General features: G+C 43.9%; 18 protein-coding genes, 1 pseudogene and 2 riboswitches. Of the genes and pseudogenes, 9 read left to right on the top strand and 10 right to left on the bottom strand.

All coding sequences use genetic code 11. From position 1 onward, the window contains the following. Positions 1 to 123: 123 nt before the first annotated feature. Positions 124 to 384, top strand: a complete 261-nt coding sequence (locus ACFVAD_RS05315; protein ID WP_386636857.1) for a hypothetical protein — start codon at positions 124 to 126, stop codon at positions 382 to 384. A 244-nt stretch (positions 385 to 628) separates the two neighbouring features. On the opposite strand, the gene ACFVAD_RS05310 is transcribed toward ACFVAD_RS05315, so the two are convergent. The 3 genes from ACFVAD_RS05310 to ACFVAD_RS05300 form a co-directional block, all read right to left on the bottom strand. Next, entirely contained in the window at positions 629 to 1,672 is a 1,044-nt protein-coding gene (locus ACFVAD_RS05310; protein ID WP_386636854.1) for a ribonucleotide-diphosphate reductase subunit beta, read from the bottom strand. A 19-nt stretch (positions 1,673 to 1,691) separates the two neighbouring features. Next, entirely contained in the window at positions 1,692 to 3,926 is a 2,235-nt protein-coding gene (locus ACFVAD_RS05305) for a ribonucleoside-diphosphate reductase subunit alpha (RefSeq protein ID WP_386636852.1), read from the bottom strand. A gap of 355 nt (positions 3,927 to 4,281) precedes the next feature. Further along, a riboswitch (cobalamin riboswitch) is annotated at positions 4,282 to 4,476 on the bottom strand. 121 nt (positions 4,477 to 4,597) lie between these two features. Continuing rightward, a complete protein-coding gene (locus tag ACFVAD_RS05300) occupies positions 4,598 to 5,437 on the bottom strand; it encodes an STAS domain-containing protein (RefSeq protein WP_386636850.1) in 840 nt (279 codons plus the stop codon). A 194-nt stretch (positions 5,438 to 5,631) separates the two neighbouring features. Between ACFVAD_RS05300 and ACFVAD_RS05295 the strand changes: the two genes are divergently transcribed. After that, positions 5,632 to 6,534, top strand: a complete 903-nt coding sequence (locus tag ACFVAD_RS05295) for an aldo/keto reductase (RefSeq protein WP_386636848.1) — start codon at positions 5,632 to 5,634, stop codon at positions 6,532 to 6,534. A 37-nt stretch (positions 6,535 to 6,571) separates the two neighbouring features. On the opposite strand, the gene ACFVAD_RS05290 is transcribed toward ACFVAD_RS05295, so the two are convergent. Beyond that, entirely contained in the window at positions 6,572 to 6,802 is a 231-nt protein-coding gene (locus ACFVAD_RS05290) for a hypothetical protein (RefSeq protein WP_386636846.1), read from the bottom strand. Positions 6,803 to 7,113: 311 nt separating this feature from the next. On the opposite strand from ACFVAD_RS05290, the gene ACFVAD_RS05285 reads away from it, so the two are divergent. Next, positions 7,114 to 8,382 (top strand): dicarboxylate/amino acid:cation symporter, encoded by a 1,269-nt coding sequence (locus ACFVAD_RS05285; RefSeq protein ID WP_386636844.1) that lies wholly within the window; start codon positions 7,114 to 7,116, stop codon positions 8,380 to 8,382. A gap of 367 nt (positions 8,383 to 8,749) precedes the next feature. Here the strand turns inward: ACFVAD_RS05285 and ACFVAD_RS05280 are convergent, their stop codons facing one another. Genes ACFVAD_RS05280 through ACFVAD_RS05270 form a run of 3 tightly spaced genes read right to left on the bottom strand, consistent with a single transcriptional unit; the run spans position 8,750 to position 10,002 of the window. Continuing rightward, complete coding sequence (locus ACFVAD_RS05280) at positions 8,750 to 9,064, bottom strand: DMT family transporter (protein WP_386636842.1); 315 nt, start codon at positions 9,062 to 9,064, stop codon at positions 8,750 to 8,752. A 1-nt stretch (position 9,065) separates the two neighbouring features. Continuing rightward, positions 9,066 to 9,407 (bottom strand): DMT family transporter, encoded by a 342-nt coding sequence (locus ACFVAD_RS05275; RefSeq protein WP_386636840.1) that lies wholly within the window; start codon positions 9,405 to 9,407, stop codon positions 9,066 to 9,068. 1 nt (position 9,408) lies between these two features. Then, positions 9,409 to 10,002, bottom strand: coding sequence for a TetR/AcrR family transcriptional regulator (locus tag ACFVAD_RS05270; RefSeq protein WP_386636838.1), 594 nt, complete (start codon positions 10,000 to 10,002; stop codon positions 9,409 to 9,411). 151 nt (positions 10,003 to 10,153) lie between these two features. On the opposite strand from ACFVAD_RS05270, the gene ACFVAD_RS05265 reads away from it, so the two are divergent. Together ACFVAD_RS05265 and ACFVAD_RS05260 are read left to right on the top strand one after the other, a co-directional pair. Next, positions 10,154 to 10,306, top strand: a complete 153-nt coding sequence (locus tag ACFVAD_RS05265) for a hypothetical protein (protein WP_386636836.1) — start codon at positions 10,154 to 10,156, stop codon at positions 10,304 to 10,306. 13 nt (positions 10,307 to 10,319) lie between these two features. Beyond that, entirely contained in the window at positions 10,320 to 10,649 is a 330-nt protein-coding gene (locus ACFVAD_RS05260; protein ID WP_386636833.1) for a hypothetical protein, read from the top strand. 61 nt (positions 10,650 to 10,710) lie between these two features. Here ACFVAD_RS05260 and ACFVAD_RS05255 read toward each other — a convergent pair whose 3' ends face one another. From ACFVAD_RS05255 to ade, 3 genes and pseudogenes are all read right to left on the bottom strand, one after another. Further along, positions 10,711 to 11,160: a hypothetical protein gene (locus ACFVAD_RS05255; protein WP_386636831.1), complete on the bottom strand. Its 450-nt coding sequence runs from the start codon at positions 11,158 to 11,160 to the stop codon at positions 10,711 to 10,713. 129 nt (positions 11,161 to 11,289) lie between these two features. Continuing rightward, a complete protein-coding gene (locus ACFVAD_RS05250) occupies positions 11,290 to 11,802 on the bottom strand; it encodes a universal stress protein (RefSeq protein WP_386636829.1) in 513 nt (170 codons plus the stop codon). A gap of 107 nt (positions 11,803 to 11,909) precedes the next feature. After that, a pseudogene (gene ade / locus ACFVAD_RS05245) lies at positions 11,910 to 13,633 on the bottom strand (adenine deaminase). A 127-nt stretch (positions 13,634 to 13,760) separates the two neighbouring features. Then, a riboswitch (purine riboswitch) is annotated at positions 13,761 to 13,862 on the bottom strand. Positions 13,863 to 14,135: 273 nt separating this feature from the next. Between ade and ACFVAD_RS05240 the strand changes: the two are divergent. The 4 genes from ACFVAD_RS05240 to ACFVAD_RS05225 all read left to right on the top strand — a co-directional run bounded on the left by ACFVAD_RS05240 (position 14,136) and on the right by ACFVAD_RS05225 (position 22,270). Then, positions 14,136 to 16,181, top strand: a complete 2,046-nt coding sequence (locus ACFVAD_RS05240; RefSeq protein WP_386636827.1) for a transglycosylase domain-containing protein — start codon at positions 14,136 to 14,138, stop codon at positions 16,179 to 16,181. Between the two features lie 277 nt (positions 16,182 to 16,458). Next, positions 16,459 to 17,439, top strand: coding sequence for a quinone oxidoreductase family protein (locus ACFVAD_RS05235; protein WP_386636825.1), 981 nt, complete (start codon positions 16,459 to 16,461; stop codon positions 17,437 to 17,439). A 277-nt stretch (positions 17,440 to 17,716) separates the two neighbouring features. Beyond that, a complete protein-coding gene (locus ACFVAD_RS05230; protein WP_386636823.1) occupies positions 17,717 to 18,997 on the top strand; it encodes an MFS transporter in 1,281 nt (426 codons plus the stop codon). A gap of 213 nt (positions 18,998 to 19,210) precedes the next feature. Next, positions 19,211 to 22,270, top strand: a complete 3,060-nt coding sequence (locus tag ACFVAD_RS05225; protein WP_386636821.1) for an efflux RND transporter permease subunit — start codon at positions 19,211 to 19,213, stop codon at positions 22,268 to 22,270. Positions 22,271 to 22,338 lie beyond the last annotated feature (68 nt).

Genomic DNA, 22,338 nt, shown 5'->3' with positions numbered 1-22,338 from the left:
CCCCAGCAATAAGACCTGACCGATTATCACACAAGAACGACTTTTCTCGAAAAATTCTGTTAAAATAAATATATACATAAATAAAACTCTTTATTTTTCGCACCAAAACAAGGGGGAAGGTCGATGTTCAAGGATATAAAATCACGAAATAAGCCATTTGTTATGCTGCAGCTGCTTTTATTTTTTTCTGGACTGATTATTGGTGGTATTGGTGTCTACACAGATAACACATTGTATCTCGGATGGATGTTCTGTCTGGTGAGCCTGGCTTTTCTCATGAGAGGCTTGGAAGTCTGGCTCTCGCACAAACAGCAGTATATCGGCTATGTGGTGCTGGGGGTAGTGTATCTGAGTGTGTCCATTTTCTTTTATCCGGTTTGGTGAAGGCTGCTTTCGCATAAATTGTTTCTTTTTACGTACTCAAAGTTAACACGTTATATTACTAGTCCTCGTGCTCTTTTCTGTGTAGTACATACTTTATTACTTTGAATATTAAGCGTAGAGATGCTGTAAAAAATCCAAGTGCCGATTTTTTACGGGCGTAATACAACAAACTTTAAGTAAAGAGCCTTGGTGAGAAAAAGCCGGTAGCGAGTTATAACTCAGCTACCGGCTTTTATCTATAAAATCAAAGCTCATCAAACCCATTGTCCACAACATTCACTTTTGTGTACTGCCGGGATTTCTGTTCGAAAAAGTCTGATTTGCCAAGGTCGACCTCTTCGTATGCCTTGATCCATTTCAAAGGGTTGGAGCGGTATCCTTCGAAGGGGCGTGCGTAGCCGAGCTGATTGCATCGTACATTGGCATAGAATCTAATATAGGCCTCAACTTCCTCTATATCTATCCCTGCAATTTTATCTCCGAGGATATGCCTTGCCCAGTCGATTTCAAGCTCTGCTGCCTCGACAAAGGTTTGGGTGACAATGCTTGCCAATTCATCTGTATCATATTCCGGATACTCCACCAGCACCTCTTTGAAGATTTTTACGAATAGGTCCACATGTATCTGCTCATCCCGGTTGATGTAATTGATCATGGTGCTGGATGCGACCATTTTCTGCTGTCTTGCCAGATGATAGAAAAATGCGAATCCCGAATAGAAAAACAGTCCTTCCAAAATTACATCGTAGACGATGGAATGAAGAAAGCTCTCCACATCCGGCTTATCTGCAAATGCGGCATAACCATTTGTGATAAAGTCGTTTCTTTTTCGGAGTGTCGGTTCAGACCGCCAGTATTCAAAAACCTCTTCCTGTTTTGTCCGGGAAACCAGACTTGACAATACATAGGAATAGGAATGGTTATGAATGACCTCCTGCTGGGCGAGCATGATCATCAGTGCATTCAAGCTGGAATCGGTTAAATAGTCCGCCACTTTTCCTGCGTAATCCGTTTGTATGCTATCCAACAATGCAAGAAGTCCGATGATTTTCAGGAAGGCATCCTTTTCATCAGGCGAAAGCTCGGGAAACTGTTTGATATCCTGGGACATATTTATTTCAAAAGGCGACCAGAAGTTTGCGAGCATTTTTTTATATTTGGGATAGGCCCAGGAAAAGGCGACATCGTCCCAGTTCAGCACGTTCGAGCTTTGGCCGTTTATTATTTTCGTCGATCGGTTTGGAGCGGTTGCGTCCATCAGTAATCGTGAAGTAAGTGTTGCGGTCATCGTTTTTCCTCCTCAGTTATCAGCTTGCGCATGAATCGCATTCTTCTATTTCCTTTGACGTGGACCTGACATAGTAGGTAGTCTTCAATCCCTGCTTCCATGCTTCCAGATGCAGATCTAGGAGCGCCTTTGCCTTGATCCCATTGGTAACATACAGGTTAAAGGAAATCGCCTGGTCAATATGCTTCTGTCTGGCCGCATTCTGGGCGATGCTCCAATGCTGGTCGATATGGTAGGCAGATTTATAGAACCAAGTGGTGCTTGCATTCAAATCAGGGGCAGTCACCGGAATTTTGTAATCCTTTTTTTCCTCGGAGTACACTTTCAGGAAAATGGGATCGATGCTTGCTGTGCTGCCTGCGATAATAGAGGTGGTCGCATTTGGGGCCACTGCCATGAGATAGCCGTTTCGGATGCCGTCTAAGGCTATTTGATCCTGTAAGGCTCCCCAATCAAAAAGGTCATCTGTTTGGTAACCTCTTTTACTGAAATACTCTCCCGTATGCCAATCGGAGCCTTCAAATGCTGGGTATGCCCCTTTTTCCTTTGCTAAGGCTGCACTTGCCCCAATCGTATAAAAGGCGATTTCTCTATAGAGTGAGTCTGCAAATTGTACCGCATCTTCACTTTCCCATTTGATTCCCTCCAAGGCAAGAAGATGATGCCATCCGAATGTTCCCAATCCGATCGCACGGTATTTCTCATTGGTCAGCTTTGCTTGAAGGACCGGAATGTTGTTAAGATCAATGACATTGTCGAGCATCCGGACCTGAATTGCTACTAATCTTTTTAGGACTTTTGCAGGGATTGCCCGCGCAAGATTGATGGAGGAGAGGTTGCATACAACAAAGTCCCCTGGTGTCTTCACCGTCACTATCGCCCCGTCCTTTACAAATTGCTGGTTCGTGGTGGTGGCACTTTGGTTCTGGGTGATTTCTGTACAAAGGTTGGTGCAATAGATCATCCCAAGGTGATGGTTGGGGTTCGTACGATTGACCTCGTCACGATAGAACATAAACGGACTTCCTGTTTCAAGCTGGCCCCGCATGATGCTTTTCATGACATCGATGGCAGGCACCTTATCATGATGCAGGGAAGGATGGTGCACACACTCCCAATACTTATCACGGAAGCTGCCCTCGCCTTTTTGTTCATCAAAATAATCCTCGAGCGAATAGCCCATCACATTTCTTACTTCATGTGGGTCGAACAGGTACCAGTCGCCACGGCTTTCCACTTGTTCCATAAATACATCGGGAAGGCATACACCTGTGAATAGATCATGGGTACGCACCCGCTCATCGCCATTATTTAGCTTGCTGTCGAGAAAAGGGAATATATCCTTATGCCAGACATCCAAATATACAGAGATGGCCCCTTTGCGCTGTCCAAGTTGATCTACACTTACAGCGGTATTGTTCAACTGCTTCATCCAGGGAATGACCCCACTCGATACACCCTTAAAGCCTCGGATATCACTTCCTCGACTGCGGATTTTTCCTAAATACACGCCGATTCCGCCACCTGACTTTGATAGATTGGCAATATCTGTGTTACTGTCATAGATTCCTTGTAAACTATCATCCACAGTATCAATGAAACAGCTCGATAGCTGGCCATAGCTTTTCCCGGCATTGGAGAAGGTGGGTGTCGCGACTGTCATATACAGGTTGCTTAGTGCCCAGTATGCCTCTTTTACCAGGGCAAGACGATTGTTTTCTTCCTTGGCCATCAAGGTCATGGCAATAATCATGAATCTTTCCTGCGGAAGCTCCCACAGAGCCTTGTTGTAGCCACGGGACAGATAACGGTCTGCAAGCGTCTTGAGCCCGATGTATGTAAAAAGCTTGTCCTTTTCGGGATCGATGGACTTTTCCAATTCCTTTATTTCTTCTGTGCTATATGATTCCAAAAGTGCCCGATCAAAAATGCCCACTTCCACCAAGGAATGCAACAGGTAATGGAAATTATCATAGGGGGTATCAGTGCCTCGTGTCTTGCATGCTTCCTCGTATAATTGTTTCAAAAGGATCCGTTCCGCGACAAAGGTCCAATCCGGCTCACTCTCCGAAATGTAGCCAATCGCCTCCAAGGTTAGATGCTTATAGATTTCCGTATTTTGGTTTCCAACCAGCTTAGCTGCTTTTTCATTGAAGGATTCTGTTTCCAGGTGGGGGAACTCGTCCAATATACCAAGGATCCAATCCTTGCTGTCCAATGTCTTGTTCGTATTATTTAAAGTTGAAGTAATCATAAGCCGTTCACTCCGTTTCGCAATAATAAAAGGCTGTTTTCGCATGCATTGTTGCTTTTGACGTATCCCACGCAAACACGTAACATTACTTGCTTTCGTGCTCTTTTCCCATGTAGTATTATTTTCTTTTGAATAATACAGGGAAATATGCTGTAAAAAATCCAAATGCCGATTTTTTACGGACATAAGCAATACACTTTACGAAAAGAGCCTAATAAAAAAAATCCACCCAGGGCCTGAGTGGATCAAACGATATTAGAATACGACATGGAAAATACCTCCAACTCAATAGGGAAGGGGTATTGATTCATGCAAGCTTCTAGCACCGTTTCATCATCTCAACTCCCGAAGAATAAGAAACTAGATCGAAAAGGCAGGTCTCCTGACTTGTGCTTCTTCCTACATTGACCCTTCCCATATAAGAGCCGTTAAGCCTACTTATACAGTGGTGATTCAATTCGTCTGCACTTACAGTTGCGGGGACAGTCCCGGATTTTCACCGGATTCCCTATTAAGTCTCGTTAAAGACACCTTTTTCGCATTAATACTATATGTAGTTGTTTTGCATATTCAAATAACTGTATTTTGTGTTTTTTGATAAATCTATCATAATCCATCTTTAAGTATATTACAATCAAAAAATAAAAAAAGAGCTGCAACAACCGCGGCTCCTATTTGTTCAATTGGAAATCCTGGAGAATCTGTTCGATGGAACCTGTAATCTGGATATCTGTCAAACTCACCCCAGTGGAGATGAATTGCAGGCTGAGTTCCGGTCGTAACCCGGTAATGATCGGTGTAATCCCGATTAATTTCAGGGAACGGATAAGCAGATCTAATGTGTGCACTACCGTCTGATCCAAATTATATACGCCTGAAAAGTCAATAATCAACTTATTGATGGACAAGTTCTTGCTTTTCTGCAAAGTCTCTTCAATCAAGATGCTTGCTCTTAGCTCATCTATTTCCCCAACTAAAGGCAGAACCGCAAGACCTTCAAAAAGTGGCACGATCGGGATGGAAAGTCTGATGAAACTGGTCCGGGTATCCTGTATCTTCTGTTCGGTTGCAACAGTGAATGCATGGCTGAAACCATAGACGATGATATTGAAAATCTCATCAATGTGGATGAAAATTTCAGTAAGTTGATTGAGGTGAATGCCTTCTTTGGCACCTTCCTCCTGAATGAAGGTCCATAGTGCCCGCTTATACAGCGTCATATTGGATAATGCATTCTCCAAGGAGCCGCCAGCCTGAACAGACATGATCCCGACGGATTCACCCCAGTCTTTTGCCTCATCCAATAATGTATTCACCGGGTCCTGCACGTACTTCCCAATAAATTTGATAAGAGTCTGGAAGATTTCTTTTATTTCCGCCTGATGATGTGGATCCCGGTATTCCGAAATTTCAGGATAGGCAAGCCTTATTTCATTCAATATTCTTTCTGATAGTTCAATCTCTGAATCTAGCATTTTCTTCCCGATCTTATAGTGTACTTGTGTAGACATGGTAGTATCCTCACTTTTTGTCAATTTTTATCTATCTTTTATTCTAATCAATAGTAGAACAGATGTATATCTTTACATGCATCACATAGGAAAAAAGTTTTGTTTTATTAATGGAATCCTTGTATCAATTAAATTGGTAAATTCTCCGGCAAGCTAGTATAATCCAAATTGTAGAAAAAAAGGAGTGGCTAAAAATGGAAAAGATACACTTGTCTAAAGAAGTTTCAATTTCCAGGATTGTCCATGGGATGTGGAGATTGCAGGAATGGAATTATTCGAACGAGCAAACACTCTCTTTTATGGAACAGTGTCTGGAAACGGGCGTGACCACGTTCGATCATGCAGATATTTATGGGAATTATATGGTGGAAGAAAAGTTTGGTGAAGCTTTGGCCCTCAAACCCTCTCTGAGAGATGAAATGGAGCTGGTAACCAAGTGCGGCATCAAGCTTATTTCATCCAATAGACCGGAGCATAAAATCAAATATTATGATACAAGCAAAGAGCATATTACCCTGTCGGTTGAAAGATCTTTGAAGAACCTCCAAACGGATTATCTAGATTTACTGCTCATCCATAGACCGGATCCATTCATGAACCCGGAGGAGGTAGCAGAAGCCTTCACTGCTCTTAAGGAGTCAGGAAAAGTGAAAAGCTTTGGAGTATCGAACTTCAAACCTGGAGCTTATCAGCTTTTGAACTCCTATTTGGATTTCAAGTTAGTGACCAATCAAATCGAAATCTCTGCCACACATCTCGAGCATTTCGAAGCTGGAACCATTGAGCTGTGCCAGCAGGAGAGAGTGTCACCAATGGCCTGGTCGCCACTTGGCGGAGGCTCGATTTTCACAAGCCAGGAAGATGGTGTGGTCAGGGTAAGAAATGTGCTTGAACAGATAAAAGAGGAGATTGGTGCTGCCTCGATCGATCAAGTGTTGTATGCATGGCTGTTAGCTCATCCCGCAAAAATCATTCCGATTGTCGGCTCAGGGAAAATTGAACGTGTAAGAGCGGCTGTGGAGGCAACGGGGCTTTCTCTGTCCAGACAGCAGTGGTTTGCAATCTATGAAGCGTACAGAGGACGTGAAGTGGATTAAAATCAAAAAAGCAGGCATCATGCCTGCTTTTTGTGGCTTAAAACTTCAACTGGTTGTTTCTTTTATTGATGAATTTCTTGAATATGTCAGAGAAAAGCATCAGCCCGATAAAACCGAAAATTAAGTATGACAGGTTGAAGTATAGGGCAGGGTCGATCCGAACGTGATCTGCAGCGGCGGCTACCTTGATAATCTGATAGGAATCGATGGCCACTTTAGCTGCAATAAGAACAAATATTGCCACCATAACTCTCCAAAGTAATTTCAACGAAAACCCCTCCATCTTTCTGCATGAAAATTTTTCTATTTGTGAATGCTATAAAAGTTTAATTAATGGGTAAATAAAAGTAGAAAATCGTTGTTAACTATATCAAAAATATGAAAAGATGACAACCCGACTTTCGTACCTGATCTCTGTAATATAACACATGGCGCATAAATTAATCTATCATAACGCACTTTACAGATTATTATATTAGACGTAGAATGAAAAAAGTCGCCTTTTGTGAATTACATACATCTCCTGTAATTTTCTTCAAAAAAACATTATATCACTATTGCAAAAGGGAGGAACATCATGTGAAAAAGAAGAAAAAATTATCACTCACGAAAAAAATACTAATCGGACTTATCGTAGGTATTCTAGTTGGTCTTGCTATTAATCTCTATGCGCCAAGCCTATACGAACCATTTGATAAATTCCTGTTTCAGCCATTAGGTACCATTTTCCTTAACTTAATTACGATGCTGGTTGTTCCAATTGTACTTATCTCCATTACACTTGGTGTAGTGGGATTGGGAGATACAAAGAAATTGGGATCGATCGGTCTTAAGACAATTTTATTTTTCCTGGTGACGACTTGTATTGCCATAATTATCGGATTAACATTGGCTTCTGTCATCGAGCCTGGAAATGCAGGAAACTTTGAAGATATGATTGTTGATGAGCTTTCAGAAGATCAGGCTCCGGAAGAAGCGCCTCCTGTCCAAGAGACCCTGCTGAATATTATTCCTAAAAATCCGGTAGAAGCTCTTGCAAAAGGGGAAATGCTTCAAATCATCGCTTTTGCGGTCTTTCTTGGATTTGCCATAAATGCGTTGGGAGAGAAGGCATCCGTTGTCAAAACCTTCTTTGAACAAGCCAATGATATCGTCATGTACCTTGTGCATGTTGTAATTAAAACGGCGCCATATGGAGCATTCGGGCTGATCGCTTCTGCGGTGGGCGGCCTTGGGATCGATGCTATCAAGGCGATGAGCGCCTATTTTATGGTAGTGGTGCTGGCATTGTTAATCCACTTTACTGTAACATATGGTGGAGCAGCATTATTCCTGGGTAAAGTAAACCCGATCACATTCTTTAAACGATTTGTTCCCGCAATGAGTGTTGCATTCAGTACTTCAAGCAGTAATGCCACTCTTCCTGTATCAATGGATGTAGCCCAGGAAAACCTTGGTGTGCCAAAGCGTATAAGCAGTTTTGTTCAGCCGCTTGGTGCGACCATCAATATGGACGGAACGGCAATCATGCAAGGGGTGGCAACGGTGTTTATTGCACAGGTGTATGGAATTGATCTGTCACTTACGCAATTACTTACGGTTGTCGGCCTGGCGGTTGTAGCAAGTATCGGGACAGCCGGTGTACCTGGTGTTGGATTTATCCTATTGGCGATGGTTTTACAATCTGTAAACCTTCCAGTTGAGGGTATCGCATTAATATTAGGAATCGACCGCCTTCTAGATATGACAAGAACAGCTGTCAACATTACAGGTGATGCAGTAGCGGCCTACGTGGTTGCGAAATCAGAGGACAGCAGTATACAAATACCTGAAAAAGAAATGGATTAATTGAAGGGCCTGGGACTTTATGTGCCGGCTCTAAATACCGCTATTGATTTCCGTGCAAGACTTCGCTTTCCGCGGGTGACCCGTGAGCCTCCTGGGCTTCGCCTGCGGGGTTCACATTGGCCACTGCTCCCGCAGGACAAGGAAGGCTTCGTAAGCCATGCATCGCACGCAGAAAATGCTCGCATTTTCAAGGAGTCTACGTCTTGCACTCCAATCAACCGCTAGTGTAAACTAAAGCCTAAACGAATATTTTAATACTTTTAAAAAGCCGAACTAATTTGAATGAAAACTCAAATTAGTTCGGCTTTTAATTAGACTAAAACACTTTTGTCCCAGCCTTTTCGAATTTCTGTTGCTTCTCTTGTCACTACGAGGTTATTTTCAGTCCCACTACCCCGATGATAATCATGGAAAGCAGGAGCATGCGGATGATGCTTTTTGATTCCTTGAATAGAAGCATGCCTAGAAGAACACTCCCCGCCGAACCGATACCTGTCCAGATGGCATAGGCCGTACCCATCGGTATTTCCTTCAATGAAAGTGAAAGAAAGTAAAAGCTCATCATTCCGATTACAATAAAGAGGAAAGAAGGAAGGAGACGCTTGAATCCTTCAGCCTTTTTAAGCGAAAGAACAGCTCCAATTTCACAAAAGCCTGCTATCGTCAAATAGATCCAAGCCATATTATCCTTCCTCCCCTTGAACTTCTGCAGGAGTCGTGAGTTTCAATCCAACAATTCCTGCAAGCATCAATCCTATGAAAAAAAGCTTAGAAGCACCAGCAGATTCCTCAAAGAAAAGTATACCGACAATTGCTGTCCCTGCTGCTCCAAAGCCCGTGAAAATGGCGTAGGCTGTTCCTATCGGCAAAAACTTCAAAGATTTCGAGAAAAGGTAAAAGCTGACCGCAAGGGTTAAAATCGTAACCACGCTCGGCGCAAGCTCCGTAAAGCCATTGGAAAAGCGCAGTCCAAGCACCCAAACTATTTCAAGTAGTCCTGCTATAAAGATGAAGATCCAATGCATGTTAAATTCCTCCTTGATGTATTCCCTTCCAGTAATGATCAAAAGCATGGGAAACCTTTGCTTCATATTCTTCAGGCTGGTAAAAAAAACGTTGGACAAAAAGCCCATCTATTAAACAATAAAAGGCATCAATCAATGGTGGAATCTCCTGCTCATTTATTTGTTCTGTCCGGATGGCCTCGATGAATATCCTGTTCAGGATCTCGGTTGTATGCGCTTCACTCTGTTTGAATTTTTCATAGGTCAACGCTTGAAATTGTTCTTCCGGGAAAAGCATCGAGCGCTTGTAAAGAAGCCCAAGCTCCTCGTCCTTCCAAAAATCAACCATGCTTGTAACCATTCCAAGCAATTGCTCTCTTGTCGACAGGTGATTGGCATTTTGATAGGTCATGGTGATTTTTTTTGTAAATACATCCACCAATTCAATAATGACGGTTTTAAATAGTTCATCCTTGTTCTTGAAATGCGCATAAAGGGAGGGCTTTTTAATTCCCACCAAATTGGCGACATCATTAAGAGAAGTACCATAGTATCCTCTTTGGGCAAAAAGCTGGAGTGCACTTTTTTTTATTTTATCGTAAGTGGAAGGGGGCAAAATTTATCGGCACCTTTCTTGTTGTTCTTGGCTACCTACCGTTCGTTAGGTTACAAACATATACTACAACGAACTTTCCAAAAAAGCAATCTCTATGTTTTATATAAACGATATGGGGTATGTAAAAGTAAGAGATGAGGGAGGAATTGATGTGAAAAGAAGATTGAAGAAGAAGCTTGAAAAAAGACAAGCTCTATTCAAGTCCCATGCTGAGCATCGTGCCATCGGGCATACGCAGCGTCTGGTCCATGCACATCAGAGAACTCAAAGTAATACACATAAAGCGACTGCACGAGAGCAATGAGGAGGGTATTTCCTTGAGTAAAAACACATTACGGACAAAGAATCAGAGTTTATCGGAAAAGGCAAGATATGCCGAGGACGGATCCTCCTTAAAAAAGGATGCAAAAAGCGTGAGCCGGATCAGTCGGCATATGGAGCGGGAAAAGAAGCGGAAAGAGCAGAAGGCACTTCAGCCTGCCTATGAAGTCTTTGTGAACGACAACTCTTTCCGTGTCACAGGAGTAAAATCAGAGGAAGAAGCCATTGATAAACTTTCCAAGTGGAGCGCCTTCCACAATATGGTCAACAAGATGAAGCAAAACGATGAGGAAGTAAATATCCATGCCAAGAAAATTCAGGGATAACAAAAACACGCCACATATGAATCGTGGCGTGTTTTTGTTGGTTTTCCATTAGATAAATTGCTTAAAAACACTGGAATGATCTGATTCTGTTTGTGTCTATACCGAAGTATACCCAAGTGAAGAACCACCAACGGTAGCCGGCTACAGATCTTCTGCCTATGAATGTAGGCCAGAACCAGAAAGCTTCCCCGTTATTCAGTCTTACCCAAGTATAACGACGTAAGCATCCCCACATCGCTCCCGGATCTACTGCAAGTGCAGTTGGCCCACCAGCACCATAGCCCATCACTTCAGGTGGAGGGGATGATGGAGGAGGTCCCGGTGGAGGACCACCCTGCCCTCCTCCTTGTCCAGGAGGTCCGAATCCGCCCGGTCCTTGTCCTGGGGGTCCCAATCCTCCTCCTGGCCCTTGACCTGGCGGAGGTCCGAATGGTGGAGGACCTCCTTGCCCTTGCCCGGATCCTGGTCCGAATATTGGAGGCAATCCAGGTAATTGTCTATATGGATACATAGGGATATCTCCTTTCGTGTAGCATCTATATACGGTATGCGTTTGCCTATGGATTGGTGAAGATGGGCGTTTGAAAGCACAAAAAAAGCCAGGTCTTTCCAGGAAGGAAAGACCTGACTAAGCCGTCTATCATTTTGCAACAAGTACCGGACAGGTGGCGGAATTTGTGACCTTATCGCTGACACTGCCCAGAATAAGTTTCTTTAAACCACCTAGTCCTCGGCTGCCGATAATGATCAGGTCATGATTTTGGGTTTGAGCAAACTTGCAGATGGTTTTGGCAGGATCTCCGAACATTACTTCCACCGGAGCTTCAACGCGTTCCTGTGCCAATAGTTCCCGAATTTCCATGGATGCTTCCTCTGTCGGATCATAATTTGTAGCCTGTGGAGGTCGGTCGGTCGGGACACGCTCTTTCACATTGTTGGCGTACATATTCATACCTTGGAGTCCAAATCCTCCGACAGGCATGACTTCAGGCTGCCTTGATGAAATGGAGGCTCCCGTCATTTTTTCCTCGAGTACCTGCAAAACCGTAATATTTGTATCAAGTCTTCTCATCATGTCGATGCCGAGTTTGAGAGCTTTGACGCTTCCTTCTGATCCATCATATGCAATGAGGATGTTGTTGAACGAGTGCATGTTATTCCTCTCCTTTTTTTAATCTGGTCGTTTGTAATTTAAGTACCCTGTACCTAGACTTTTAAACGTAGACAAAGAGTGGAGGGGAAGGATTTTTTTGTAAAAAACTACTGGATGGAAATATGCCTGAACTCTGTTACATCAAACAATCCTGATTGTGTAAGCTTTAGGGCAGGAATAACAGGCAGGCTCAGAAATGAGAGCGTGACAAATGGATTGAAATCAAGCTCCATCCCTATTTCTGTTAATGCGTGATGAAGGGTGTGTATATGATCTAATACCTGCTCCAAAGGCTCCTTTGACATCAACCCGGCAATTTCCAAAGGCAGGGTGGCGATTGTTTTTTGCTGAGATACAATGACCAATCCTCCCTGTATATCCTGAAGTGTTTGAATGGCAACGAGGAGATCATCGTCATTGGTTCCAACCGCTACTATATTATGAGAGTCATGCGCAACGGTTGATGCAATCGCTCCACTTTTCAACTGCAACCCTTTCACGATGCCAATTCCAATTTTCCCGGTGCTTTTATGCCTTTCGACTACTGCAAGCTTCAACTGATCATTCTCTGTGCATGGAACGAATTCCCCTGCCCTGGTTTGTACCGTTTCTTTTATGTGGTTGGTGACAAGGCTGTTTGGGATGATTTCAATAACGCTGCATGGTACTGAACCATCCAAAGTCAGCTTTAGGTCTTCCTTTGAACACGTTTTGATGCGAACAGAATTTGTGAGTTCTTTAGGGGCGAAAAGAGGAGCCCTCGCTAAGCCCTTTGATTGGTCTGTTACTAGTTTTCCGCGTTTCATGACTTTTTCTATCTCAAGATTCTTCAGATCCCCTACTAAAACAAGGTCCGCGTGGTATCCTGGCGCGACCGCACCTTTTTGGGGGAGGGAGTAGCATTCAGCTGCATTCAATGTGGCCAACTGAATCGCAAGCAACGGATCCATCCCCTCTTGAATCGCGAGCCGAATATTATGGTCGATGCTTCCTTCCCGAACAAGATCGTCAAGGTGTTTATCGTCCGTGCAAAACAAAAAGCGCCTTGCATTTCTGTTATTAACAGCAGGCAACAGTGCCTTCAAGTCTTTGGCAACCGACCCTTCCCGAATCATGACATACATCCCCTTCCTGATTCGGGACAAAGCCTCTGCTGCAGTAACGCATTCATGATCGGATTTTATCTGGGTACTGCGGTAGATATTGATTCCTGTTTCGGTCAATCCTGCACCATGCCCATCTATCTGCTTTCTTTCATTCCATGCTTGGGTAAGTTTTCCGATCATATTTTCATCGGTGTCCCTGACTGCCGGAAAGTCCATCACTTCTGCCAGTCCCAGTACTCTATCATTCTCGTAAAAAGGTGAAGATCCCTTGCATGCAGGGTGGCACCATTCTGTTCAAATGGTGTAGCAGGGACACAGGAAGGCAGCATGAAATATACATCCACCAACGAATCCTTGGTTGCATCAATCATGAACTGCACACCAGCGGCACCGCTGACATTGGCGATTTCATGCGGATCGGTGATGATGGTGGTTACCCCATGCTCGATTAAAGTATTGGTGAAATGAAAGGGGTGGACCATAGAGGATTCCATATGGACATGACCATCAATGAATCCGGGACATATATACGCACCTTTGGCATCCATGTAATCTATAGCTTCGTAATCTCCTATTCCAATAATCATTCCGTCTTTTATCGCTAGATCGTCCTCAATGATTTCGAGATTGAACACGTCAACGATTTTCCCGTTTTTGATGACAAGGTCAGCGGGAGCGGATTTGGCAGAAGCTTTGATTAGATTTGTCAAGTTGGTTGTATTCATTTTATTCTCCTCCAATAAAAAATAAAAACTCCATGGAAATCCTGGAGTTTGACATTAGAGAAGTGGCAAAGAGGCTATCATTTGTTTTCTTTCTACATAAAAAGTAGTATTAGTCGAAAACATACATATAGTATTTGCTCCATCCCGTAGTCAAACTGTTTAAGGCAGTTTGGTAGAAACTTATGGACCATATCTCCAAGATTATACGAGTAGCACTTTATACTTATTCAGCTAGGTAATTGTTCATCATTATAGTGGGTGAAAAGAAGGCGAGTCAAGGAAATTGGAATTCGCGCAATTATTAGAATTCTAATTTTGTGGTTCATCTTCTTGTAAAATGGGTAAGTAGTAATGTTCATAGTGAAACAGAAAGCGGATATACAGGGTTCCGTAGTAGTTTATTCTAATGGATGAAGACAGGAATTATGTATGCTTACCCTAAAAAAAATCGGGGCTGTTCCGAATTACTGTAAAGATTTTTGTAGTGAAATAGGGGGTTCTTATGGCGAAGAGAGTAGAAAGAAATAAGAAAAAGGTCAGCCTGCGAGCCTTGTTTTTAATGGCTGGATTATTCGTGCTAATCGTATTGCTAGGGATGCAATTATATATTAATACAAGGGATGTCAGTGCTTTGACCGAACCTTTGCCACAGGCGACTGTAATCTATGACCGTCATGGTGAAGTTGCGAGTAAACTGACTGCAAGCAAAATAGAGGGAGTATCAAGTGAGGACATTCCTGATGTGATGAAACTCGCTGTCGTAGCGGTGGAGGATCGTCGTTTTTATGAGCATGACGGTTTCGATTTCGTTGGTACCCTCCGTGCGTTTTCCACTAATGTCAAGGCAGGGGGAGTCGTACAGGGCGGAAGTACCATTACACAGCAGCTGGCGAAGAATGTATTTTTGACACATGAAAAAACTTTCAAACGGAAATTTGATGAGTTTTTCCTGGCCAAGAAGGTGGAAAAGGCCTACACAAAGGATCAGATTATCAGCCTTTATTTAAATCAGATATATTTTGGTGAGGGAGCATGGGGAATCAAGAATGCAGCTGCCGTTTATTTTGCAAAGGAACCTAGCGAATTGACACTGGCGGAAGCGGCCACCATTGCCGGATTAATTAAAGCACCTTCAGCCTTATCGCCGTTGAATAATCCGGAGCGTTCCATCGAAAGAAGAAATCTGGTCCTGCACCTGATGTATGATCAGAAGTTTATTACACTAGAAGAGCTCGAAGCCGCCAAAGCGGAAGAGTTGAAGCTTGAAACGAGAAATGTCGATCCATATGAAGGGAAATATCCAAGCTATATGGATTACATTCTCGAGGAAGCCAATAAAATGTACGGCATCAGTGAAAGTGAGCTATTGGCAGGTGGGTACAAAATCTACACGTCCCTTGAGCCTAAAGCTCAGGAAGCCTTGGAAAATGTTTATGCCGACCCGGCCAACTTCCCGACGGCTCCGAGCGGAGAAGTCGCGCAGAGCAGCGGTATTTTAATGGATCCCAAGACAGGGGGAATTCTTGGGCTTATTGGAGGAAGGGACTACAAGTTCCGTGATTTCAACCGGGCTTCACGACTCGCCAAGCAGCCTGGTTCCACGGTGAAGCCTTTATTGGTTTATACACCTGCCCTGGAAAAAGGCTATGATATGTACGATATGTTAAATGATTCACCGATTGATATAGACGGGTATAAGCCGCTGAATCATACACTTGATTACCGTGGGGAAGTATCGATGTATGATGCTGTACTGAACTCATATAATGTTCCAGCGGTCTCCCTCTTACATGAGATGGGAGTTGAAACGGGTGTTGAAGCGGCAAAGAAATTGTATCTGCCGATTACAGAAAATGATCATAACCTAGCAGCCCTTGCTCTTGGTGGATTTGATAAAGGAATCGCACCTAAGCATCTGGCAGAGGCCTACACCATTTTCCCGAACAAGGGCGAGCTTGTCGAATCCCATGCCATTTTGAAAATTGAAACGGGAGACGGCGATGCGGTTGCTAACTTTGAAGGTGAAAAAGAACAGGTCGTTTCCAAGGAAGCAGCGGAAAAAATGACCTATATCCTTCAGAATGTTGTGGAGGAAGGCAGTGGGAAGAATGCCATCATTCAAGGCAGGGAAGTGGCAGGAAAGACTGGATCCACTCAAACAAGGGATGATAACCATAAAGCCACCTCCAACCAGTGGTTTGCCGGCTTCACGCCACAGGTGGTCGGGGCTTTCTGGATCGGATTCGATAAGCCAACAGAAGATCTATACCTTCCGATCATTTCGGGGGCAGGCAGTCCATCAGCGAAGATTTTCCAGCAGGTAGTGAGTGAAGCATGGAAGGATGAACCGGTGGAGTCCTTCAACCTTCCTGCTTTTGGAAAGCCAAAAGCACCTGTAAAGAAGGAAGAAGAGTCCCAAAGATCCTCTGATAATGACAATCAGGGCGAAGGAAAAAAAGAGGAAAAGAAAAAAGATAAAGGGAAAGACAAGAAAGATCGCGATAAAAAGGATAAAGACGAAGACGATGATGACGATGATGATGATTAACCACTGATCATAGAGAATGAGTGCCAAGTCCTTGATTTAGGACTTGGTATTTTGAGTTTGCGAACCGTAGACTATGCTGAAAAGGGAAATGGCTGATATCCCTCATGTTTCCGCCGATATATGGATCAAACGGTCGATAATAAATATTTTCGGCCGATACTGGGTAAGGAATGGCTGGCTGATATATGAAAATATCGGCTGAAATCAAGATTTTTGCATCCCAAGTCATCATGATAGTATATTGAACGATGAAGCAGGCTGGAATTTTGAATAGGAAATGGAGGAAATTCGAATGAAAGCACTTGTATTTGATAAATTTGGCGGTCCGGATGTTCTGTATTACACGGAAATTCCGGATCCTGTAATAGGTGATCATGAAATTTTGGTTAAGACGGAAGCGGTTGGTTTGAATTTTGCTGATATCTATCGTAGAAAAGGCAATTACCATCTTGCAGGTGAGCCGCCTTATATTCTTGGATATGAAGGGGCGGGAGTGGTCTCAGAAGTGGGAGCTGCTATTACGGACATTAAGGTTGGTGACAAAATAGGCTTTGCTGATGTACCATATGCGAATGCGGAATATGTTGCAGTACCTTACGAGAAAGCAATTCCTCTTCCTGATAAGATTTCATGTGAAACGGCTGCGGCAGTTTTGCTTCAAGGACTCACGGCACATTACCTTGTGCACGACAGTTATCCTGTTAAAAAAGGGGACACAGTTCTCGTCCATGCAGCAGCCGGGGGAGTCGGTCAGCTTTTGACCCAAATGGCTAAACTGCTTGGTGGTAAGGTAATCGGATTGACTTCCTCTGAGGATAAGGCGGCTATCGCAAAAGGTGCAGGTGCGGACGAGGTGTTTCTGTACGGTTCCGATTGGGTGGCTGACGTGAAAAAGGCAACTTCGGAGCAAGGCGTTGAGGTAGTGTGCGAGTCAATCGGTTCGACCTTGGCATCAAGCTTTGAGGCAACAAAAATTGGCGGGACGGTTGTGTTCTATGGAATGGCAGGCGGCGATCCAGTACCTGTCGATCCCAGGATGCTGATGGACACCTCGAAGACCCTGACAGGCGGCGACCTTTGGAATGTTCTGACTTCCCGGGAAGAGAGGGTAGCACGTTCGCACCAGCTGTTTTCCTGGATTGCAGAGAACCAGTTGGAAATTGCGGAGCCGACTGTTTTTTCCTTAGGTGATGGAGCCAAAGCCCACGAGCTTTTGGAGAACAGAAAAAGTACCGGAAAAATATTGTTGAAGCCTTAAGATGACGCCTGGTAATCCTTTTGAATTGCCGGGCTTTTATTGATGTAACGGCGATGGATTGAAACACATCCTTTCATACCGCCACCCGGCAAAATACTTGAAGGTGACGTAAGGAAACACACACTATCACTCCACACGAACCATTTGAGTAAGCCTCCATCACTACCTGCCTCTCCTCCTTGAGACCGATAGAAAATTACCCGTAAGTCCGTTACCCTTGTTTACTAATCAAGGTAAAATGATGCTAGATAACAAGATGATGGTGGGGGATAAATGGATGAAAAGCATGGTGCAAATCTTTAAAAATCGCAATTACAGTCTTTTGTTTTTGGCAGCATTTACTTCGCAGATGGGGAATATAATTGGAATTGCCGCTTTTATGCTTTACCTGTTGGATAGATTTTCAGAAAAGCCGTTTTACGCGGCCATTACGGAGCTTATGTACTCCTTGCCTACCCTGGCAGTATTTTTTCTGGTAGGGGTGCTGGCAGACAGGATGGACCGGCAGAAAATTGCTGCCAATAGTGATTGGATCTGTGCATTCCTGTCACTTGGATTGCTTGGTGCCATCTACATAGATTTTATGCCGTTGATTTTTGCCCTATTGTTTCTGCGCAGCGCGGTTTCAAAATTCTTTTATCCGGCGCAAGGAGCCATGATACAAGGAATTCTCTCCAAGGATGAATATACGGTGGCAGCAGGATTAAACCAGATGACCAGCAGTTTGTTCATGCTTTTCGGAAATGCTCTCGGTATCTTCATCTACTGGTCCATCGGGCTACAAGGCGCAATCATAGTCGATTTCGCCACGTATATAGTTAGCGCGCTATTAATCCGGGCGTGCGTGCTTTCCGAGGAAGTTCGCCTGCCAAATGGAACTCACAAGTGGAAGGAAATCAACATCAAATTTGTAGCCAAGGATTTTAAAGCGGGGCTCCTTTACATCCTGAAAAGTCCGCTGCTCGTCTATTTGATCATTGGATTCTTTGTTTTTGGGATTGTGAACGGCGGGATGTCTGTCATGCCGGCCTATATTTTGAAATATAAACTGGCGCCAGACAATTATGAGGAAATCATGGTTCTTGTAGGAGTTGTATTTGGTATCTCGGTGCTTTTGGGCAGTATCATAGCTTCCATGCTTGCCAAAAAGCTGAAGCTCTATCAAATGGTGATCATTGGCGTAGGGGTGTCTGGAGCTTTTGTTATTGCCTCGGGGTATAGCACGTCGATATTCTACTACTTGGCATTCAGTGCACTTGTTGGATTAAGTCTGCCATTTGTGAACATCGGAATTGGGGGCTGGCTTCCAAGAATCGTAGATCCGAAAATGATGGGGCGGGTGCAGGGATGGATTACGCCAGTGATGATGCTTTCGCAGTCCATCACTCTTGGAATTATCGCGTTGACTTTCCAGAAGGTTGTCAGTGTAGAGGGGATCTATGTGTTGGTAGGTGGATGTCTGCTTTTTGTCTCATTTTTCTATATGGCCACCCTTCCAAAACATTCAGAAGAGGAAGAGGAGGCGCCAGAGGCTCTAGAAAAATCAGCCTCGGTTTGAGGAAGTTGAAGAAGGTGTTATCCACTTCGGTTAGCATCTTTTATTTTGAAAATAAACATTTCCATAATTTTCATGTGATGTTAAAATATCCAATGGGACATCCAGTTGGAAGAGAAAGGATGATTTTACAAAGTTTTTACACTAGTAAACGTAATGCCACGATATAGTTAGAAAAGAAAGAAAAAACCAGTAAATTCTTAGGGGATATGTGAGATGAAAAAATTAATCGGCTTTTCATTGAAAAACAGAGCGGCAATCATTATTATGGTATTTTTGGTTTCGGTTATGGGGGTCTATTCCACTACAAAGCTGCCAGTCGAATTTTTGCCTAGCGTCGATAATCCGGTGATCACCGTGACGACGATTGCACAGGGGATGGATGCGGAAACGACGGGAGATACGATAACAGAACCGATTGAAAGCGGTTTGAAACAACTTGCGAATGTGGAGCAGATGGTCTCTTCCACTAGCGAAGGACTTTCAAGAATAGATATATATTTTAATAACGAAGCAGATCTGAAAGAGTCAAATCAAGAGGTGGAGAGGATCGTCAATCAGCTGCCATTGCCACAGGAGGCGATGAAGCCCTTTGTTGTCCTGTTGAACACTTCGATGATTCCGATTGCACAGATCGGTGTTCAAACAAATGAGGGAATGACACTTGAAGACGAACAGGTAATCAAAGAAAAAATCCTGCCGCAAATGGAAGAGGTTGAAGGAGTATCCACTGTCTCTCTGTACGGTCAATCAAGCACAGAGCTTTTGATTGAAGTAGATCCGGCAAGCCTCGAGGAGAAGAAATTGACTGCTATGCAGGTAATGATGGCGCTTCAAGGCAAAAGCATCTCGGTTCCATCCGGGCAGTTGAATGTGGATGGCTCCTCTACCGCAGTGAGAGTGGTTGGGGAAATCAATGATGTGAGTGACATTGAAGCGATTATGCTTGCTCCAAACGTTGAGTTGGGTGATGTGGCATCTGTATCGATCAATCAATACTATGAGGCGCTTACCCGTTTGAATGGTGCTGATGGATTGGCCTTTATTGTTACGAAGGAAACAAGTGCAAATGCCGTAAATGTCGGTAAGGCAATGGACGAGAAGCTGGAAGAGTTGGCAAAGGAATATCCCGCTTACAACATAAACATGCTCTTCTCCACTGCAGCCGAAGTGGAAAGTGCAGTATATGGAATGGCACGCGAAGTGGGAATCGGAGCGGTAGCGGCCACCTTTGTCATCCTATTGTTCTTAAGAAATATCCGAACAACCTTTATTGCAATCGTTAGCATTCCGCTTTCCATACTTATAACGATGTTTTTGTTAAAACAATCAGGGGTAAGCTTGAATATTCTGACCCTTGGGGGATTGGCGGTCGCTGTTGGTAGACTTGTAGATGATAGTATCGTGGTCATGGAAAACATCTACCGAAGACTGCAGCTTGAACAACTTTCGAAAGAGCTTGTCATCGATTCGACCAGAGAAGTGGGAATGGCGATTACCGCGTCGACCCTTACAACTATTGCAGTGTTCCTGCCTGTTGGATTTGTATCAGGCTCGCTTGGTGAGTTTGTCCTTCCGATGATCTTGGCGGTTGTGTATTCCATCATGGCTTCCTTGCTTGTTGCTTTGACTGTGGTACCGATGCTGAGTTTTATGTTGTTGAAGAAAGTGAAGCAGCAGGAGGAAAAACCAGCATTAAGATATAAGAAAGTCCTGCAATGGTCCCTGTCTCATAAATTCATTGTCCTTGCAGCTTCTTTCGTGATATTTCTTGCATCCATTGGCGGATATTTTCTGATTCCGCAATCCAATGTGGAGTCAGAGGTGGAGTCAGCAGTAAGTGTCAATCTTACCTTCCCTAAGGACATGGATCCTGAACTGGCAAGGGAGAACGCGCTTCTGTTTGAAAAAGAGCTTTTGAAAGAAGAAAAAGCGGACCAAGTGCTGCTTCGTATGGGGATGGCACAGGAGGATGCAGAATTTGGCCAGGTGACACAATCGAATGTCGCAGCATTTTTCGTCATGTTTGAAAAAGGGAAAGATGTGGACGCTTTTATCGAGGAAACAAAAGAGAAGGCATTGAACTTTAACGCTGTCGAAGTGGAAGCCATGAAAAATTCCTTTGGTGGATTTGGGGGAAGCGGGATCCAAATCGATGTTACAGCTGCCAATGAAGAGGAGCGGGTAGCTGCAACAGAAATGGTGCTGCAAGAGCTGAAGCATATAGATGGCTTGGATAAAATCACTTCCAACTATGAAGAGATGCAGTCCGAGTGGAAGGTGGAAGTGAATCAGTCTGAAGCCGAAAAAGCGGGATTGTCAGCCCAACAGATCGGGGAACAAGTGAAAATGGCTTTGGCAAAAACACCGATGGGAGAAGTGACAGTATCCGGGGAAAGACTCCCAGTAACCTTTAAATACAACCACAATGGATTGGATTCACAAGAAGAGCTGCTTGCCTTGAAGCTTGCTTCCCCAGTGGCAGGTCTAGTGGAACTTAAGGATGTAGCAACCGTTAAAGAGCAGAATATTAAAACGCAGATTTTCCACAAGGACGGGGAAGAAACGATACAGGTTTCAGCAGAAATTGTGGGAGAGGATGTCCGAAAAATCGGTCTTGAGGTAGATACGATGATCAAGGGTCTTAACCTTCCTGATGGAGCGAATGTGGCTGTTGCCGGTGTCACCGAATCAATGCAGGAAACCTTTATGGACCTGTTCAAGATGATGGGGATAGCCATTCTGCTTGTATATCTGATCATGGTCATTACATTTGGTGAAGCTCGTGCTCCATTCGCCATTCTATTCTCGCTGCCGCTTGCAGTGGTAGGTGGAGTAATCGGATTGATCGTGACGGGAACCTCGCTTGATATGAATGCACTGATCGGCGCATTGATGCTGATTGGAATCGTGACAACCAACGCGATTGTGCTATTGGAGAGAGTCATTCAGAACAAACAAAGGGAGCTGCCAACAAGGGAAGCACTGCTTGAGGCGGGATCCACAAGACTTCGTCCGATCGTGATGACAGCAGTTACGACAATCGCCGCGATGATGCCGCTTGTTTTCAGTCATGCAAGTGCCAGCAGTCTTGTATCAAAGAGTTTGGCTGTTGTTGTTATCGGGGGGCTGACCGTTTCCACGGCACTTACCCTGATTGTTGTTCCGGTTGTCTATGAAATGCTCGATGGCTTCGGAAAGAAATCCAAGAAGAAACGTAGATGGTTTGGGCGTAAAAATAAGGATAAAAGTCCAATCGAAATCAGCGGAAATTAAAAAGTTTTGACAAACCGGAGAAAGCTGATATAAGATTGGTATCAGAAAATGGTTTCCACCTTTTTCAC

It is taken from the genome of Sutcliffiella sp. NPDC057660 (genome assembly GCF_042800035.1).
Lineage (GTDB): Bacteria > Bacillota > Bacilli > Bacillales > Bacillaceae_I > Sutcliffiella_A.
Note: the sequence above shows the minus strand (reverse complement) of the source record. Positions and strands in the feature narration are given on the sequence as shown.

What these genes read in the sequence shown, in the direction of transcription:
- ACFVAD_RS05310 (WP_386636854.1), bottom strand. Translation starts at nt 1,672, where the DNA reads ATGACCGCAACACTTACTTCACGATTACTGATGGACGCAACCGCTCCA.
- ACFVAD_RS05280 (WP_386636842.1), bottom strand. Translation starts at nt 9,064, where the DNA reads ATGGCTTGGATCTATTTGACGATAGCAGGCTTTTGTGAAATTGGAGCT.
- ACFVAD_RS05275 (WP_386636840.1), bottom strand. Translation starts at nt 9,407, where the DNA reads ATGCATTGGATCTTCATCTTTATAGCAGGACTACTTGAAATAGTTTGG.
- ACFVAD_RS05255 (WP_386636831.1), bottom strand. Translation starts at nt 11,160, where the DNA reads ATGTATCCATATAGACAATTACCTGGATTGCCTCCAATATTCGGACCA.
- ACFVAD_RS05315 (WP_386636857.1), top strand. Translation starts at nt 124, where the DNA reads ATGTTCAAGGATATAAAATCACGAAATAAGCCATTTGTTATGCTGCAG.
- ACFVAD_RS05235 (WP_386636825.1), top strand. Translation starts at nt 16,459, where the DNA reads ATGGAGGAAATTCGAATGAAAGCACTTGTATTTGATAAATTTGGCGGT.
- ACFVAD_RS05230 (WP_386636823.1), top strand. Translation starts at nt 17,717, where the DNA reads ATGAAAAGCATGGTGCAAATCTTTAAAAATCGCAATTACAGTCTTTTG.
- ACFVAD_RS05305 (WP_386636852.1), bottom strand. Translation starts at nt 3,926, where the DNA reads ATGATTACTTCAACTTTAAATAATACGAACAAGACATTGGACAGCAAG.
- ACFVAD_RS05300 (WP_386636850.1), bottom strand. Translation starts at nt 5,437, where the DNA reads ATGTCTACACAAGTACACTATAAGATCGGGAAGAAAATGCTAGATTCA.
- ACFVAD_RS05295 (WP_386636848.1), top strand. Translation starts at nt 5,632, where the DNA reads ATGGAAAAGATACACTTGTCTAAAGAAGTTTCAATTTCCAGGATTGTC.
- ACFVAD_RS05240 (WP_386636827.1), top strand. Translation starts at nt 14,136, where the DNA reads ATGGCGAAGAGAGTAGAAAGAAATAAGAAAAAGGTCAGCCTGCGAGCC.
- ACFVAD_RS05225 (WP_386636821.1), top strand. Translation starts at nt 19,211, where the DNA reads ATGAAAAAATTAATCGGCTTTTCATTGAAAAACAGAGCGGCAATCATT.
- ACFVAD_RS05250 (WP_386636829.1), bottom strand. Translation starts at nt 11,802, where the DNA reads ATGCACTCGTTCAACAACATCCTCATTGCATATGATGGATCAGAAGGA.